The sequence below is a fragment of the Burkholderia stagnalis genome, assembly GCF_902830275.1.
GTDB lineage: Bacteria > Pseudomonadota > Gammaproteobacteria > Burkholderiales > Burkholderiaceae > Burkholderia > Burkholderia stagnalis.
In genome coordinates this window covers 167,710-180,970 of sequence record NZ_CADESW010000002.1, presented here as the reverse complement: position 1 = coordinate 180,970, position 13,261 = coordinate 167,710, and the positions used below count along the sequence as shown (strand labels likewise).

Here is a 13,261-nt window from a genome sequence, read left to right as displayed (position 1 = left end):
CTGAGTCAATCTGTGTGATTAACATTCTTACGGCATGAAGAAAGACCCCTAGCGGGTCTTTTTTTGTTTATGCATCAATGAATCAATGAATCGTTATTCCTTGCTTAATAAGATAGTTCACTATTCTGAAATGTCCAGCATAATAAGCTGCCATTAAAGCATCATAATTATCAGCATGTACGTTGGCTCCATTCTCGACTAGATATACGACAACTTCAAAGTGTCCTTTGTGGCAAGCAACCCCTAATGGACCATCATCATGAGTGTGAATATCAGCTCCCCGCAAAATAGCTTCATCCACCATTGCTAAGTTTCCATTGTTTGCGGCAATCAATAAAAATCGGTTCCAGTCCATATCATTTCTCCTTTATAGTTATTTAGAATCCAAATTTCTTCTTGTTCTCTTGTGAAACTGGTAGGTTCATGTGTCTTGGTTCAACCTTGATCACATCCCCGTTAAGTTTCATCTCCTTGAGCTCGTCCTTTGTGTATTCAAGAAGCGCATTGGCAACGGCATCATTGATGTAGTGTTTTGCCTCTCTCAAAGACTTGCCGATAAGCCTATCAGTCAAATCGTCGCTCAAGTGTGGATTGAATAAGGTTGAGTTTCCAGTTGCTTCCTGGTAGATCTTATTGCAAATCGAGGATCTTTCTTCTCTAGTTGGGCTAGGAATATCAAAGATCTTAAAGCGGGTTAATAATGGTCCTGGAATGCCTTCAAGGTCGTTGGCGCAAGCAATGTAGATAACACCTGAGCAATCGATTGGGTGGTCTATGAACTCGTCAGAAAAAACCTTAGCTGTGTTCTCTTCAAGTAGCTGGTAGAGAGGGGCTTTGGGATCAATATCTTCTCTGACAGGTTTTTCAAGTTCATCTAATACAACGATAGGATTGACGGTGGAGCTATCAAGCATAGCCTCAACGATCTTGCCTTGCTTAGCATCGCTCCATGTGGAACTTGCCCCACTTAATAACCGTCCAGTCGTGGCAGATGAGATGTCAACATAGGTCATGTTGGTCTTAAGTGCCTCAGCAAGTCTTTTGACAAATAGAGATTTGCCGATACCTGGTAAGCCAAGCAATAGAATGGGTCCGACACGGTACTTGTTCGTCTCTTCAAGCAATCTAAACTGAGCTTTGTAGAAACGAATGACTTCTTTGAAATTGGGAAAGCTCTCTTGAAGCTCATCAAATATTGCCTCGTCTTTGATGGTGATTTTTGGCTTTTGAGAAGGTGCTCGTAAGATTTTGGCGATATATGGAACATGTGGTCCTCTTTCTAGATTTCTATGATGTCTTCTTAATGAAGCTTCATCATACCAAGTCACCATGTCATTGTTTGGGTTGTCTGGTTGCTTCCCATCTCTTGCTAAATAAAGAACGGTTTCACCATTAAGCTCTCTTTCATAGTGAGAGTAGATGATTTCCTCAGCTAATTTGTAATATTCTGGATGGTCAGATTTGAACTGTTGAAGTCTTGATAGATTGATGGAGTGAAGAGTCTTGCTCTTTTCCTCCATAATTGGATAGTTATCTTTGTGTTCAATGGATTGCAAATATCGTTTAAGGCGGGATCTGACAAACTGTGGGGCATCTCGTCTTGTCTTGAAGAAACCGCAAATTCCCTCGGCATCTTCTGTTGTCATGTCGGGAGTCAATGGCTCAAAAATCTTCATGTAGGACTGTACATAGAAAAGGCCATCATCCTCTGGATAAATCTCAACAATCTTTTCAAGTGTTGCAAACGATTTCTCAAGCTCATTGGAATCGTCCGCTAAATCATCTAATGGATGTCTGTTGATTTGGATTGCATCCAATAGTGCTCGCTTCCAGTCAATATCAACTTGTTGTTTCTCTTCAGGCTGGATTTCCTCTTCTTCCTCTTCCTCATCAAGAAGCTCAAGAAGTTCTTGTACTTCATCTTCCTCGTCAAAGTCAAAAGTACGCTCGTCACCTGGATTGACTTGGTTCCCTTGCTCTTCCTTGCCAACTATTTCATTGAAATACCCATAAATATCTGCATGGTCGTTCATCATGCTGATTTCAAGAACATAATCGCCATAAGCACGGATATTGGCGTCAAACTCTTCAACAAGAAGCTTTACGATATTCAAATGACCGTATTCTGCTGCCTTACATAGAACGGCGTGCTTGTTGTGATCTGGTTCAAGGTGGGATCTGATGATGCTTGCCGATCCTTTTCTGATAGCAAGCCGTAGATAAGTGGATAAGTCAACTAATTGTTGTTCTATTTCATTGGTTGTGTCTTCAATCATGATGTCTCCTTGTTTTTGTTATATCTTCAATTTAACAAATAAAAGGAATTTGTCAATATGAATGAGGCAAATGATTGATAAAGCGCTTTAATGAAGATAAGTGGATGGGCAATAAAAAAGAGCCTTTCGGCTCTTAGATTTTTGTTTTACCTTCTTTTGAATCGTCCTTCTCACGAAGATCGGTAGATAGCTTCCTAGCAAGCAAAATGCTGTTGAGCTTCTTGCAGTGGACGGTAGCAAAATACTTGAATGCTGCTGTTTGTGGGTTCTTGTACTTCTTCACATATTCAAGATATTCGTTGTAATCAAGCTCTCTGTCTGTCTCCATGATTATTCCCCTTGTTAAATCTTCATGCCTTTTGATACTGGCTTTGGTTGTTTAGCAAGGGAGACCATCATCTTCTCGTATCGCAATGAGGATTGAGCGGATTGAATGCCCTTGTGAGCTGAATCGATCATCTGTAGGGGATCATCAAAGACACCAGAGAAAACGGGCTTGCCGTTCTTCAAGAATTCAATCTTGATCTGCTCGTGCTTGGCTGTGTGATTGCCGACATTAAAGTACATATCAAGACTTTCTTCTTCTCGTATTCGCTTGATATCGGACATTGCCTCTTTGTGAGATTGAGGCAAGTTGTCAGTTGGTAGCATGACAAGGCTGGGATCATAATGAGTGGCGAGCTTGTTCAATTCTTGCTCTGTACAAAGCTCAAGTATGAAGTAGTGTTTTTGGTTGCCTCTCAATCTATCGTTTAAGTTCATGTAAGTTCTCCTTGTACCCCCAAAGCCCGCATTGAGCGAGCTTGATTGTTTGGGGTATGGAAAAACTTATCCTTGGAAATTCTGTGGCTTCTTCAAATCCTCCCAGAATTTTTTGGCAAACTCTGCGAACTGCTCTTTGGTGTAGTGCTTCTTGACTCGCTCTTGTTGTGGTTCTCTCTTCTCTATTTGTTTATCAAGTAATCTATCGTTCTTTGGAAACATAATTAAACTCCGGTTGTTATGTATTTAATTTAACAAATAAAAAGAATTTGTCAACAAGGATAATGAAAATAGATTGACGATGTATTAAATATTTGACTTGTCCTTGTTTTATGGTATTTGTGAACGAGACAAAAGGAGTCAATATGAAATACCAATATCTTGCAAGAGAAAAAGAACTACATTTCTGGGTTGTAAAAGACGGGAAGGTCCACCACTTTTTTTATAGTGATGTGGATGTCAGTGAAGTTGATGAGAATGTGCGTGAAATGCAAGCTCGACTTGAGGAAGAAAAGCTGAGCTGATTGCTGTGCCTGGTGGAGTAGGTGCCGTTAGGCATGGGAGACCTGGCTGAGCGAGCCTGACTCGCAATGAGGCGAATGCCTTCTCGAGATGTGTGGACGACAAAGAAAAAGCCCCAAGTGGGGCTTATGGTGTTTGTGAGGTCATATCTTCTGCTTTCCAGCTCTTGTGATTGACTGCTCTTGCTTGGCCTTGTGTTCAACTCCAAGCTTTCTCATCATCTCTTCGTAGCTGTCCTTCTCTTTAAGTTTGGTCTCTAGGTTGTTTCGTCTCAAAAGCCCTCTGTTCTCATCTGATAGGTTGAGCTCGTCTCTATCCCCCTTGCTTGCAAGATAGGTCTCTTCGGTAATCTTGAATGTCTCAATAGCCTGTTTGATAAGTGCCTCGTGCTTTTGATTCACTTCTTTTTGTGTGAGGTGTCCATGAGGAATGCCTTCAATATAAGCCACTTCTGAAGAACGCAAATGAGCTGGTATTTGTTCATGTGAATGGGCAACTTTCATATGTGCAAATCTTGCACTTGTATGAGTTGCTAGTATGTCGTAATGCTGATCTGGAGTTGGTGAGCCATATTTGGCTTTTACATGCTCAATAAGCTCTGGTGCTTTTTCGTCCAACAAGCAAGTCCAGTAAAGGCTATCTCTTATTTGGGCAAATGGTTGTTCAGTTATCTTGTTGTATACAAAACCGTTTTTGAGATCGTATGGGGGTGGATTCAATCCATCATAAACCCATTTCTTGCCGTTAAAGTGAACATGGGAATCAACCTCTCTTTGATAGGGAGTGAGAGAACCCCAAGCAAGATCTGTCATGTATAGCTCTCTATGTTCTTCTGGAACTATAGATCTCAAGTTTTGGTTGATTCGTTCTTCAAGTTCTGTGTTCATGTTGCCTCTTAGATTTTTTGTTTTTGTAGTTATTTACATCTTGGTTCTGCCAGCTCGTGTGATTGTCTGCTCTTGCTTAGCCTTGTGCTCAACTCCAAGCTTTCTCATCATCTCTTCATAGCTATCCTTCTCTTTGAGTTCATTGGTTAGCTTATTGTTCATGACATGGCTATTAGCCCATTGCTTTACTTCATCGTTGGTGCTATTCAATGCGATTTCAGGTTTAATGCCCTTATCAACAAGAAATTGAGCAACTTTTAAATGACCGTTGTTTGCGGCTTCCAATAAAGCAGCATCTTGTATTTCTTCTTTGGATTGATATTTTGGGTTATCTTTTGCCCATTCACCTTTTCCATTGATGTATGGCTCTGGTATATGAGGGCTTACCTCGTCATGTAATCGCTCTACCATTTTTAAATCACCAGTTCCAGCGGCATCCAAGTAATACTTCTCTGTATTTATATATTCGTAGTCATCATGACTGCCATCATTTGCCATATCAGCATTACGACTTACTAAATACTCATAATTTGTATTGCTCATTTCATTCTCCTTGTTGTTGTTTTTTTAGTTATTTACATCTTGGTTCTGCCAGCTCGGGTGATTGTCTGCTCTTGCTTAGCCTTGTGTTCAACTCCAAGCTTTTTCATCATCTCTTCGTAGCTGTCCTTCTCTTTAAGTTCAGTGTTTAGCTTGTTGTTCATTTCTATTGAGTTGATGTATTTCTCAGCCCAGTCCTTGGCTTTCTCGTTGTTGGTCTTCAATGCAACTGCCTTGAGATGTACATCTGCTCCGTTATCTATCAACATTGCCATGTTGCCAAGATTTCCCCAATGAGCTGCCATAAATAAAGCATCGGGTTCGTTCTTTGGTTCAGCTCCTTTATCAATAAGAGCCTTAATCATTTTTGGGTTATCTCTGGCTGCTGCCACGGCTACAAGATGGCTGCTTCCGCTTTCACCCACGAAGTTCGCATCAAATAACTCATGCTCCATGAGTTTTTTTGCATCTTCTGTATAGCCTTGGTGTATGTCGCTGATAAAGTTTGAGTTGACTGTGTAATAGTCCATAAATGCTCCGTGTTGTTATTACTTATATATATCAAAAGAATTGATAAAATCAAGTCAACTACTGGGTTTTCTCTCGTTTCTTTGATCGTTTTTCTTCTTCAATTTCATCAAGCTCAGCTTCTAGTTTTTGAATTAAGTTGAGCAACTTGAAATAGATTTCGGTTGGATAGAAATGGAACAAAGCCCATTCAAAGAAAACAACAAGCGGGATGAACTTCCAAGCTGAGGGAAAGCCTATGAGCAAGCCAACGGTGAGGATAAGCAAGGGGTTCATTCGTACACCCCTTTACGGCAATAGCGGTTCTCTTGGTTTGTGAAGACGATGGGGCGGTTGTTCTGATCTTTGACCTTATAGGGGTAGTCATTGAGGTAGGTGAGATCCAGCCTCCACTTACCGCGAAGCTGCTTGACCTCGTGGGTGGCTCGATTGATGGCCAGCTCCACCTGGTCAGCGGTCCATCCATTGACCTTCTGTATGTGAGCTCGCACCTGGCGGCCGTAACCCTTGGAGTCAGCAAAGGCTATGTGCTTGAACTTGTGACAGAGAGGGCATAAGACAACGATTCCAAGTAGCTTCTGGGTTCTCGTTGCATGGTCGTGTTGCCAGATCTCGTGAGCTTCGACGGCATGGCTGAAGCCCTGTTCTTTTCCGTTCCCCCCGCAAACTTCACACTTGAAGCCTTGGCGTCTCTTGGCATATAGAGCCATCCCTTTCCACTCGTCATCTGGCAGACGTGAGCGAACATTGATGCCGCACATTTCCCAAGGAATCATGTCGGGCAAAATCTTGCCTTCTGGGAATAGTTGATTTGGTCTCGAAAATAAGCCGTAGGCGATTAGGATAAGACCAAGTATTGAAATGATTGCTATGAATGTCATGTTGTTGTTCTTGTGGTCGTGTTAACAACATAACAAAAAAATACACTTCATCAAGTGTGTTGATCGATCATGTAAGAATAATAGTCTTGATCGAGACTTGCGAGATATCGCTTGATTTCTACTTGAAGAAGCTGCTTGCTCTTCGCTATGATAATCTGCTCTACGGTTCTCGTAGAGCAATTCTTATCTCGGTAATAGACACGAACTCTTGCCGATTTCATGCGTGAAAACTTCCTGCATGAATCAAATGTCCTGGTGGGCTAATGTACTTGTAGCAAAGAAACCATACAAACATCATAAGCAAGACAATCAATAGCTTCTTTGTTAAAGAGAATTGAGAGAAGCGCTGGGGCTGTTCTTCTCGGGGCTTGGTCTTCCAAAAATCAAATTCGTGTTCTTGTTCGTTCATGGTGGCTCCTTATTCGTTGCCAACGATTTTCAAGTTCTTTCCCCATTGTTTGCTCCAAGTATCAAGGTTTTCCTGCATCTGTCCTTTGAGCTGTTCCTTCTTTCGATGCTCACTCAAGAAGCGTGCAATGGCTTGTTCTCTCTGAGCCTTTTCCTTGGCTTGCTCCTTCTTCATGGTTTCGTTGTACTCATAGTAGTCAATGAAGCGCTTCACATCTCCATCTGAACTTTCTCGGACAGCGATATCTTTGTTGTTCTTTGAAACGTAGAAGAACGATTTTGTAGCCTGCCCCTCGGTCTCAATAACAATAAGCTCGTTGTCGTATTTAGCGAAGGTGTACTTGGAATCGTAGGTAAGTACATCGTTTATATAGCTATAAGCCCTTTCAATTTCATCAATCACCTGTTGTAAGTTCATGTTTTGTCTCCTTTGTGTAATTTTAATTTAACAAACAAAAGGAACTTGTCAACGAGGTGGCCTTTATTTTTTACGATAAAAGGCAAGTTATCTTGACAAATGGAATTTGAAAGTTATATTTCAAGTACAACAATTACAATAAAGGATAAATCATGAAAATTACAAGGGGAGTGAAAAATGGATTCACATTGATAGAGCTGATGATAACTGTGGCTATTATTGGTATCTTGGCCGCAATAGCTTTGCCGGCCTATCAAAACTACACCATAAGAGCGCAGGTATCTGAAGGCATATTGTTATCAGAGCAATTGAAGATAGCGATTTCTGATTACTATGCAAACAATGGGAAGCTTCCCATGTCGCAAGCAGATGTGAACGCAGGAATGCCCGCTGGTAAATACAGCACTACAACAATGATCGGCGGAAGCAACTCTTCTACCGTTTATGTGCTTACCACATACGGCAATCAAGCCAATCAGTTAATTCAAGGCAAACAGTTGACCCTGATGGCTCAGGTTGTCCCTGGTGTCGATAACTTGCAGTGGACTTGTAAGGGGAATAGTGGAATATCCAATGCTCCCGTTCCCAATAAATACTTGCCTATCTCTTGCCAATAATAACTACAAAGGAGATCAAAATGAAAATAACAAGAATAAAGAAAAATGTTCAACAAGGCTTCACTTTAATCGAACTTATGATTACTGTAGCAATTGTGGGCATACTAGCTGCAATTGCATTACCAGCTTATCAGGACTACACCATCAGAGCACAAGTATCTGAATCACTTAGTTTGGCTGGAGGTCTTCAGTCAGACATTCAAGAATACTATGCAGAGCAAGGTGTTCTACCAGCTAATAACACTGTGCTTCCCACTTCAATGCCTGTTGGCAAATATACGAAAGTCAACAATGTTCAAAATGGCTTGATAGTGATTTCATTCACGTCAGCAGCGAACTCTAATCTGAAAATATCTTCCGTTGGACTTGAAGCTGTTCCTGATGCAAGCGGAGTTATTCACTGGAAATGTGGCGCCTACAACATTCCATCTAAGTGGTTGCCAAGCTCGTGCCAAGATAAGATTGATCTAGGTGGATATGTAGGTCCATAAACGAGAAAAGCCCCTAGCGGGCTTTCTTTCATTGTGGGGCGGTTAGATACCAAGCTGGCGAGCAATGGCCTTGTAGCCGTTGTTGGTGGGGTGGATGTGGTCTTCTGATATGGTCTGATCGATGTTCTTCATGTAGTCACGATTTCGCATAGCTACATAAAGAGCATCCTTCTTCTTCTGGATACCGAACGACAAGATAGCGGGTGGAAGAATCCAGATGACATTCTGGGCATGTATGCGAGCTCGTATAGCCTCTAGGTTGGCTCGGGTGCCTGGGTAGTCTCTGTCATTGATCCCAAGGCTCACAATCACTGTCTGCGCAGGCGGTATCTGCTTGAACCTGGTGAGAGCTTGGACGGTGTTCAGTCCGACCTTGGTGTCGCTCGCACAATGGGGGAGTTGAGCTGCTACACCTTGGGCTATCGAATCACCCATTACAAAGCAAGGTGCATCTTTCTTCTTGTTCACAACCTCTTGAGCAAGGGCTTTGGGCAAGCCAGCAATCAAGCAAAGCATGATGAAAGCTACTGTTATCGTTACATAGAAAAATCTCTTTTGATTGGTTTTCATGGTTGGTCTCCTTTGTTATTGTTATATTTTGGTCTTCTTTGAAGTGGTTGATCTATCGCCAAGATCGCTCTCAAGCTTTTCTTGAAGATATAACCGCTCCATCATGGCATAGAACCCGACTTTTTCTATATCAATCAACTCCATGCTTCTGTTGGCTTTGTATTCTTCCAGTAAGCCATTTGGAACAAGTACAGATTCTTCATCCCCATATTGGCGCAAACCTAATCCAAGCTTTTGAAAGAGTGGTGGCTTGGCTCCAAAAGCCATAAGTTTTTGATGAAGGTCTTCACTTAAAGCCTTGACTGGAACGCTCATCTTGGATCGACCTTGCTGAAAATAGCGATCCATGTCTTCAATGGTAATTTGTGTCTTGTTCATTGCTTGACCTCCACCTTGACAAAGTGAATGTCTTCAACGGTTGAGATGAAGCCTTGAATCACGAAATTGACGAAACCAAACCTTGTGCAAATCGCTTTGATTTCACTCAATATGCTGTTGGTTAAGACTCTGACAAAGAAGAAGGCGGTTCCCTCGTCCTCCGCAATGAAATAGTTGTTGTTTATCGTTGCCATCATGATGTGTCTCCTTGTAGTAGTTATGTAGCCCGTTAAGGTGAGCTAGTCCTTGTTTATTTGTTAATTGCCGTCCGTGAGAATCCATAAAGGATTGTCATCAATCCAGACATCAATATTGATTCCTTGTGTTGCTGCGAATGCTTGTTTTGCTTGTCGTCCTGTGAAGACCACTGGAATCTTCTTGGCAAGATCCTTCATCGCTCTGTTTGCTTCATGAGGATGTCTCATTGTTATCAAGAAGATTGAATGACCTTTGCTTTTGAATAGATCAATAAAGACATGCCATGCTTCGGGGTCTTCTGTAAAGGTTCCATCAAAATCTAATGCTATGTTCATATTGTTCTCCCTTATCATTGTTATGTAACCCGTATGGTGGGCTAGTCCTTGTTTCTTAGTTTGACTGTATTGAGAAAGCATCTATTGCTTTCTGGATTAACTCTGACGATCTTTGTGCATGAGAGCTGATGTAGGTGCTGCTCACTGTGAGAACCAGTCTGAGAACACTGAAATTATAAGTTCCTTGATAAATGCAATAAGTGTTACCGAGCTTCTTGATAACAAACTCTCCAACTATAGTTTCTTTATTTTGGTAAGTAGCTTTGAGTTGTTTGTATGCTGTGGTCGATTTGAGTCTCATAATGCTCTCCTTGTTTGTCATATATTTAATTTAACAAATAAAAGGAATATGTCAACATAATGAATGATTTAATATTGATTTTTAGATAAACGGTTAGCTTCAAGATTAAAGGCTATGAAGTGGTTAAGATCGGTTCGTTAGGAGCTTGAGGGTGTGAAAATTGACCTCATAGGCGGGCCGTGGCGGGGCTGTTTTGAGCTGGTTGGTGCTTCGGTATATCCAAGAGGGAGAACGGCTCCAAGGGGCTAAAAACGGGCTTCCTGAGCCTGTGCCTATTTCTTGGGCAAAAGGTGAGATTTTTCGGGATATGGCAAGGGTTCACTTCGTCAGTAAAGAACCCGTTTGCTCTGTTCCTGGTGGGGTGGGTGCCGTAGGCATGGGAGACCTGGCTGAGCGGCTTGACCGCAAGAAGCGAATGCTTCCTTGGAGATGACTTTGATGGCGAGCTAGATTCCTCATTTAAGAAGGCTGGGAGCCAATAAAAAAGCCCAAGGCGATTCCTGGGCTTATGGTGTTTGATGGCTCATATCTTCTGCTTGCCGCTTCTGGTTGTTGTCTCTGCCTTCTTGGTAAGGGTGGCATCCAGATTTTGAGCAAAGTCTTTCGCTGCAAAGTATCTGTCAGCAAACTCTCTGCATTTACTTTTAAGCTCCATGCTTCTGAATTTTTCCACATCATCACCTCTTTGGAAAAACCATTCAAGAAGCTCAACATCATCTTTCTCTATTGCTACATGTAGCACTCTGCTTCTCTCATCAGCCTCAAGACTTGCATAGTTATTTTCAAGTAGGAATCTCAGGCATTTCGTTCCTTGACTTAAACATGCTTGATAAAAATACTCATCCTTGTATGGCCTGATTTTTAGTGCTTGCCCTAGTCTTGACACATCGTCAAAAATCCAAATCTTTTGGAAGCTGAACTCTTCTGCACTAATGAATGCCATCTTTTCTTGTAAGCTGAGATTGTTCCAGTTGGAATGAAGATCTTCTCGTGTCTCCGATTCGGCAAGCCTCTTTAATCTATCAATGTTGTCTTCCATCATCCTAAATTCCAATCTTGTCATGGTTTTTTTGTCAGTATAATCACTATACTCATTGGGAACCTGTACCTGATCAGCCAAAAGAAGGGCTTTCACTTCATCGGGTGTTGTAACAAATTCGCTCTCTTTCTTCTTAAATAGATCAAAAATTCTCATAGTTTTTCTCCGTTTAAATTGTTTGGGCCTTAATGTATAGGTGGACTGCTCGTCTTCCTGTGTTCTTGTCTTTCATGTCTGGATCTTCTTTTAGCCTTGGAAAGATATTGTTCGCTCTAGTCCAAAAGCCAATAGTAGACATACGCTCAAAGTTGTTGGCATCTGCCCACTTGTTGAATGCCTCAAATATGGCTTGCTTGTCATTCTTCTTCTTCTTCTCATCATCGTAGTGATAGTCACGCTCAACAAAGAACAAGCGCACCTTGTCAGCAGAATTTCTCCATTCAGTGACAGAGTTTTCAATGCTGTCGGCCTTGGTAAATTTCCAATCGGCTTTGATCATGCGTTGAAGACCTTCAAGACACCAAAAAAGAACCTCTTCTTTTTCGTCTCTGATGATGTCGTAAGCAAGGTTTTCGTCTGCGGTTTCTTCGGTAAATTGCTTATTCCAATTGATAAGTTGAACACGTCTAAATATCGCATCTGTAAAGTCTGTGATATGGGGTATGTCGTTCATAAGCATGATCCACTTGGCTGTTAGCTGGGCATTCTGCTTCTTGCCATAAATTGCTCTGACCTCAACTTTGTCACCAGATACAGCTTGCTTCACAAATTCCTGGTCAAATCCTTTCTTGTCGGTCTCGGTAGCAAAGACAAGGCTTGCTCCTACAAGATGAGCATTGTATTGACCTACCTCGCTGATCTTGACTGATACTGGATTGCCATGAAGGCTAGATAAAATCTCAATCAAAACACTCTTGCCGTTCGCACCTTTACCTACCCACCATTGCATCTTTTGCTTTCTGGTTGAGTTGGTAAGGGTGTACCCACAAAACTCTTGAACAACTTGGCGAACTGCCTCATCAGCAAGAGAAGTCCTTAGAAATTTGTGGAATTTGCTCTTTAGTGGGGCTGATATTCTCTTTGGAATGGTGAATTCACCTTCCGCTGGGATTAACACATCGATAATGTATTTGACTGGTTGGCTTCTATCTGGAACGATTGCCTTGATGGTGCCTTTCTTTTCGTCAATCTTTAACCAGTGATGGCGAGTAGGAATAATGATGCCATCAATCTTTTCTTTTTCAAATTTTAGAACTGAATGGGTGAAAACGGTATAGATAGAGTTGAGGTTGCGAGCTGATAACTCCCCTCTGTAATTGGTTTTTAACCAGAAAGTGATCATGCCCTTGATGTCTTCTTCCTCTTGCTGCTTCCAATGATCGCCAGTCCACTTGAAAATGATAGAGCCTTGACGGCGATAGTTGTTAATGATGAATCTTCCGTCTGTATCCTTGCGACTGACAAATATATGCTCAATGGTGGGGGGCTTCTTCTTGGTTGAACCTTCCTCGCCATCTTGTTTGGATTCAATATCAGCCTTAGCGGGAATCTTCTTGCTTGTAGCCTTTTTAGATGAGGAAGCCTTGGATGCTGTTTTGGCTGGCTTCACGGCTTGAGAAGCTTGTTTGTTTGCCTCGTCTTTTCTTAGTTCTTCTTCAAGGTCATCAACAACACTGTCAAGATATTCCTTTGCTTTTTGGTCTTCTGGTGTCAATTCGTTGTTGACATTCTTATTTTCTTCGATTACATTATTCATAGCATATTTATCCTTATTAACTGCTCAGTCGTTTTGCTCCTTCTGAGTAGGGTTGAAAATCAAATCCTTCAAGTATCCAGCTTGGGGGATTTTTTATTGATACTTCGTTTTTAGCTTTCCAAGAATTGAAGCAAGGCGAAGTTTATGACCTTGCTCAAGTCAGTGTTTTCTCTCTCTGCTTTTTCTTTTGCAAGCTGTTTAAGTTTTGGTGGCGTTAAGACCTCGATGCGAGCCGTCTTTCTTTCAGCAAGTATCTCAAATTTGGTTTTATCTGAGGTTGGTGCATTTGTATTCATTTAATATCTCCGTATTGCTATCCGTATATTTAATTTAACGAATGAATTTCATTTGTCA

At 41.6% G+C, this 13,261-nt stretch carries 21 protein-coding genes; 3 read left to right on the top strand and 18 right to left on the bottom strand.

Annotated features, from left to right (window positions below):
- Window positions 1–82 precede the first annotated feature (82 nt).
- The 4 genes from HWY45_RS04660 to HWY45_RS04645 all read right to left on the bottom strand — a co-directional run bounded on the left by HWY45_RS04660 (window position 83) and on the right by HWY45_RS04645 (window position 3,038).
- The gene (locus HWY45_RS04660) at window positions 83–355 is read right to left on the bottom strand and encodes an ankyrin repeat domain-containing protein (protein ID WP_150998462.1); all 273 of its coding nucleotides are present in this window, start codon (window positions 353–355) and stop codon (window positions 83–85) included.
- A gap of 22 nt (window positions 356–377) precedes the next feature.
- Window positions 378–2,276, bottom strand: coding sequence for an AAA family ATPase (locus HWY45_RS04655; protein ID WP_150998465.1), 1,899 nt, complete (start codon window positions 2,274–2,276; stop codon window positions 378–380).
- A 133-nt stretch (window positions 2,277–2,409) separates the two neighbouring features.
- Window positions 2,410–2,604, bottom strand: coding sequence for a hypothetical protein (locus HWY45_RS04650; RefSeq protein ID WP_150998468.1), 195 nt, complete (start codon window positions 2,602–2,604; stop codon window positions 2,410–2,412).
- Window positions 2,605–2,618: 14 nt separating this feature from the next.
- Window positions 2,619–3,038, bottom strand: coding sequence for a hypothetical protein (locus tag HWY45_RS04645; protein WP_150998470.1), 420 nt, complete (start codon window positions 3,036–3,038; stop codon window positions 2,619–2,621).
- Between the two features lie 365 nt (window positions 3,039–3,403).
- Here HWY45_RS04645 and HWY45_RS04640 point away from each other — a divergent pair, with 365 nt between their 5' ends.
- Window positions 3,404–3,562, top strand: a complete 159-nt coding sequence (locus HWY45_RS04640; protein ID WP_170304020.1) for a hypothetical protein — start codon at window positions 3,404–3,406, stop codon at window positions 3,560–3,562.
- Between the two features lie 141 nt (window positions 3,563–3,703).
- On the opposite strand, the gene HWY45_RS04635 is transcribed toward HWY45_RS04640, so the two are convergent.
- The 7 genes from HWY45_RS04635 to HWY45_RS04605 all read right to left on the bottom strand — a co-directional run bounded on the left by HWY45_RS04635 (window position 3,704) and on the right by HWY45_RS04605 (window position 7,222).
- On the bottom strand, window positions 3,704–4,447 hold the full coding sequence (locus tag HWY45_RS04635; RefSeq protein WP_150998474.1) for a hypothetical protein: 744 nt from the start codon (window positions 4,445–4,447) through the stop codon (window positions 3,704–3,706).
- 33 nt (window positions 4,448–4,480) lie between these two features.
- A complete protein-coding gene (locus tag HWY45_RS04630) occupies window positions 4,481–4,990 on the bottom strand; it encodes a hypothetical protein (protein ID WP_150998477.1) in 510 nt (169 codons plus the stop codon).
- 32 nt (window positions 4,991–5,022) lie between these two features.
- A complete protein-coding gene (locus tag HWY45_RS04625) occupies window positions 5,023–5,517 on the bottom strand; it encodes an ankyrin repeat domain-containing protein (protein ID WP_150998480.1) in 495 nt (164 codons plus the stop codon).
- Window positions 5,518–5,575: 58 nt separating this feature from the next.
- On the bottom strand, window positions 5,576–5,791 hold the full coding sequence (locus HWY45_RS04620; RefSeq protein WP_150998483.1) for a hypothetical protein: 216 nt from the start codon (window positions 5,789–5,791) through the stop codon (window positions 5,576–5,578).
- Window positions 5,788–6,396: a hypothetical protein gene (locus HWY45_RS04615; protein ID WP_150998486.1), complete on the bottom strand. Its 609-nt coding sequence runs from the start codon at window positions 6,394–6,396 to the stop codon at window positions 5,788–5,790. Before HWY45_RS04615 ends, HWY45_RS04620 begins: the two co-directional genes overlap by 4 nt.
- Before the next feature lie 217 nt (window positions 6,397–6,613).
- Window positions 6,614–6,805: a hypothetical protein gene (locus tag HWY45_RS04610; protein ID WP_150998489.1), complete on the bottom strand. Its 192-nt coding sequence runs from the start codon at window positions 6,803–6,805 to the stop codon at window positions 6,614–6,616.
- Between the two features lie 9 nt (window positions 6,806–6,814).
- On the bottom strand, window positions 6,815–7,222 hold the full coding sequence (locus HWY45_RS04605; protein WP_150998492.1) for a hypothetical protein: 408 nt from the start codon (window positions 7,220–7,222) through the stop codon (window positions 6,815–6,817).
- Between the two features lie 152 nt (window positions 7,223–7,374).
- Here HWY45_RS04605 and HWY45_RS04600 point away from each other — a divergent pair, with 152 nt between their 5' ends.
- Together HWY45_RS04600 and HWY45_RS37125 are read left to right on the top strand one after the other, a co-directional pair.
- Window positions 7,375–7,839, top strand: a complete 465-nt coding sequence (locus HWY45_RS04600) for a pilin (protein ID WP_150998495.1) — start codon at window positions 7,375–7,377, stop codon at window positions 7,837–7,839.
- 20 nt (window positions 7,840–7,859) lie between these two features.
- Complete coding sequence (locus HWY45_RS37125) at window positions 7,860–8,330, top strand: pilin (RefSeq protein ID WP_150998498.1); 471 nt, start codon at window positions 7,860–7,862, stop codon at window positions 8,328–8,330.
- Window positions 8,331–8,372: 42 nt separating this feature from the next.
- Here the strand turns inward: HWY45_RS37125 and HWY45_RS04590 are convergent, their stop codons facing one another.
- The 7 genes from HWY45_RS04590 to HWY45_RS04560 all read right to left on the bottom strand — a co-directional run bounded on the left by HWY45_RS04590 (window position 8,373) and on the right by HWY45_RS04560 (window position 13,203).
- Window positions 8,373–8,900: an SGNH/GDSL hydrolase family protein gene (locus HWY45_RS04590; RefSeq protein WP_150998501.1), complete on the bottom strand. Its 528-nt coding sequence runs from the start codon at window positions 8,898–8,900 to the stop codon at window positions 8,373–8,375.
- 21 nt (window positions 8,901–8,921) lie between these two features.
- Complete coding sequence (locus tag HWY45_RS04585; RefSeq protein WP_150998504.1) at window positions 8,922–9,278, bottom strand: hypothetical protein; 357 nt, start codon at window positions 9,276–9,278, stop codon at window positions 8,922–8,924.
- Window positions 9,275–9,475 carry a hypothetical protein gene (locus tag HWY45_RS04580; RefSeq protein ID WP_150998507.1) on the bottom strand — a complete coding sequence of 67 codons (201 nt, stop codon included), beginning with the start codon at window positions 9,473–9,475 and terminating at the stop codon, window positions 9,275–9,277. Before HWY45_RS04580 ends, HWY45_RS04585 begins: the two co-directional genes overlap by 4 nt.
- A gap of 60 nt (window positions 9,476–9,535) precedes the next feature.
- Entirely contained in the window at window positions 9,536–9,811 is a 276-nt protein-coding gene (locus tag HWY45_RS04575) for an HAD family hydrolase (RefSeq protein WP_150998510.1), read from the bottom strand.
- An 824-nt stretch (window positions 9,812–10,635) separates the two neighbouring features.
- Window positions 10,636–11,307, bottom strand: a complete 672-nt coding sequence (locus HWY45_RS04570; protein WP_150998513.1) for an ankyrin repeat domain-containing protein — start codon at window positions 11,305–11,307, stop codon at window positions 10,636–10,638.
- A 13-nt stretch (window positions 11,308–11,320) separates the two neighbouring features.
- The gene (locus tag HWY45_RS04565) at window positions 11,321–12,907 is read right to left on the bottom strand and encodes a DNA primase family protein (protein ID WP_150998516.1); all 1,587 of its coding nucleotides are present in this window, start codon (window positions 12,905–12,907) and stop codon (window positions 11,321–11,323) included.
- A gap of 110 nt (window positions 12,908–13,017) precedes the next feature.
- Window positions 13,018–13,203, bottom strand: coding sequence for a hypothetical protein (locus HWY45_RS04560; protein WP_150998519.1), 186 nt, complete (start codon window positions 13,201–13,203; stop codon window positions 13,018–13,020).
- Between the last annotated feature and the right edge of the window lie 58 nt (window positions 13,204–13,261).

Bases quoted from the DNA above. Each gene is read 5' to 3' on its own strand.
- HWY45_RS04660 (WP_150998462.1), bottom strand. From the start codon at position 355: ATGGACTGGAACCGATTTTTATTGATTGCCGCAAACAATGGAAACTTA.
- HWY45_RS04655 (WP_150998465.1), bottom strand. From the start codon at position 2,276: ATGATTGAAGACACAACCAATGAAATAGAACAACAATTAGTTGACTTA.
- HWY45_RS04650 (WP_150998468.1), bottom strand. From the start codon at position 2,604: ATGGAGACAGACAGAGAGCTTGATTACAACGAATATCTTGAATATGTG.
- HWY45_RS04645 (WP_150998470.1), bottom strand. From the start codon at position 3,038: ATGAACTTAAACGATAGATTGAGAGGCAACCAAAAACACTACTTCATA.
- HWY45_RS04640 (WP_170304020.1), top strand. From the start codon at position 3,404: ATGAAATACCAATATCTTGCAAGAGAAAAAGAACTACATTTCTGGGTT.
- HWY45_RS04635 (WP_150998474.1), bottom strand. From the start codon at position 4,447: ATGAACACAGAACTTGAAGAACGAATCAACCAAAACTTGAGATCTATA.
- HWY45_RS04630 (WP_150998477.1), bottom strand. From the start codon at position 4,990: ATGAGCAATACAAATTATGAGTATTTAGTAAGTCGTAATGCTGATATG.
- HWY45_RS04625 (WP_150998480.1), bottom strand. From the start codon at position 5,517: ATGGACTATTACACAGTCAACTCAAACTTTATCAGCGACATACACCAA.
- HWY45_RS04620 (WP_150998483.1), bottom strand. From the start codon at position 5,791: ATGAACCCCTTGCTTATCCTCACCGTTGGCTTGCTCATAGGCTTTCCC.
- HWY45_RS04615 (WP_150998486.1), bottom strand. From the start codon at position 6,396: ATGACATTCATAGCAATCATTTCAATACTTGGTCTTATCCTAATCGCC.
- HWY45_RS04610 (WP_150998489.1), bottom strand. From the start codon at position 6,805: ATGAACGAACAAGAACACGAATTTGATTTTTGGAAGACCAAGCCCCGA.
- HWY45_RS04605 (WP_150998492.1), bottom strand. From the start codon at position 7,222: ATGAACTTACAACAGGTGATTGATGAAATTGAAAGGGCTTATAGCTAT.
- HWY45_RS04600 (WP_150998495.1), top strand. From the start codon at position 7,375: ATGAAAATTACAAGGGGAGTGAAAAATGGATTCACATTGATAGAGCTG.
- HWY45_RS37125 (WP_150998498.1), top strand. From the start codon at position 7,860: ATGAAAATAACAAGAATAAAGAAAAATGTTCAACAAGGCTTCACTTTA.
- HWY45_RS04590 (WP_150998501.1), bottom strand. From the start codon at position 8,900: ATGAAAACCAATCAAAAGAGATTTTTCTATGTAACGATAACAGTAGCT.
- HWY45_RS04585 (WP_150998504.1), bottom strand. From the start codon at position 9,278: ATGAACAAGACACAAATTACCATTGAAGACATGGATCGCTATTTTCAG.
- HWY45_RS04580 (WP_150998507.1), bottom strand. From the start codon at position 9,475: ATGATGGCAACGATAAACAACAACTATTTCATTGCGGAGGACGAGGGA.
- HWY45_RS04575 (WP_150998510.1), bottom strand. From the start codon at position 9,811: ATGAACATAGCATTAGATTTTGATGGAACCTTTACAGAAGACCCCGAA.
- HWY45_RS04570 (WP_150998513.1), bottom strand. From the start codon at position 11,307: ATGAGAATTTTTGATCTATTTAAGAAGAAAGAGAGCGAATTTGTTACA.
- HWY45_RS04565 (WP_150998516.1), bottom strand. From the start codon at position 12,907: ATGAATAATGTAATCGAAGAAAATAAGAATGTCAACAACGAATTGACA.
- HWY45_RS04560 (WP_150998519.1), bottom strand. From the start codon at position 13,203: ATGAATACAAATGCACCAACCTCAGATAAAACCAAATTTGAGATACTT.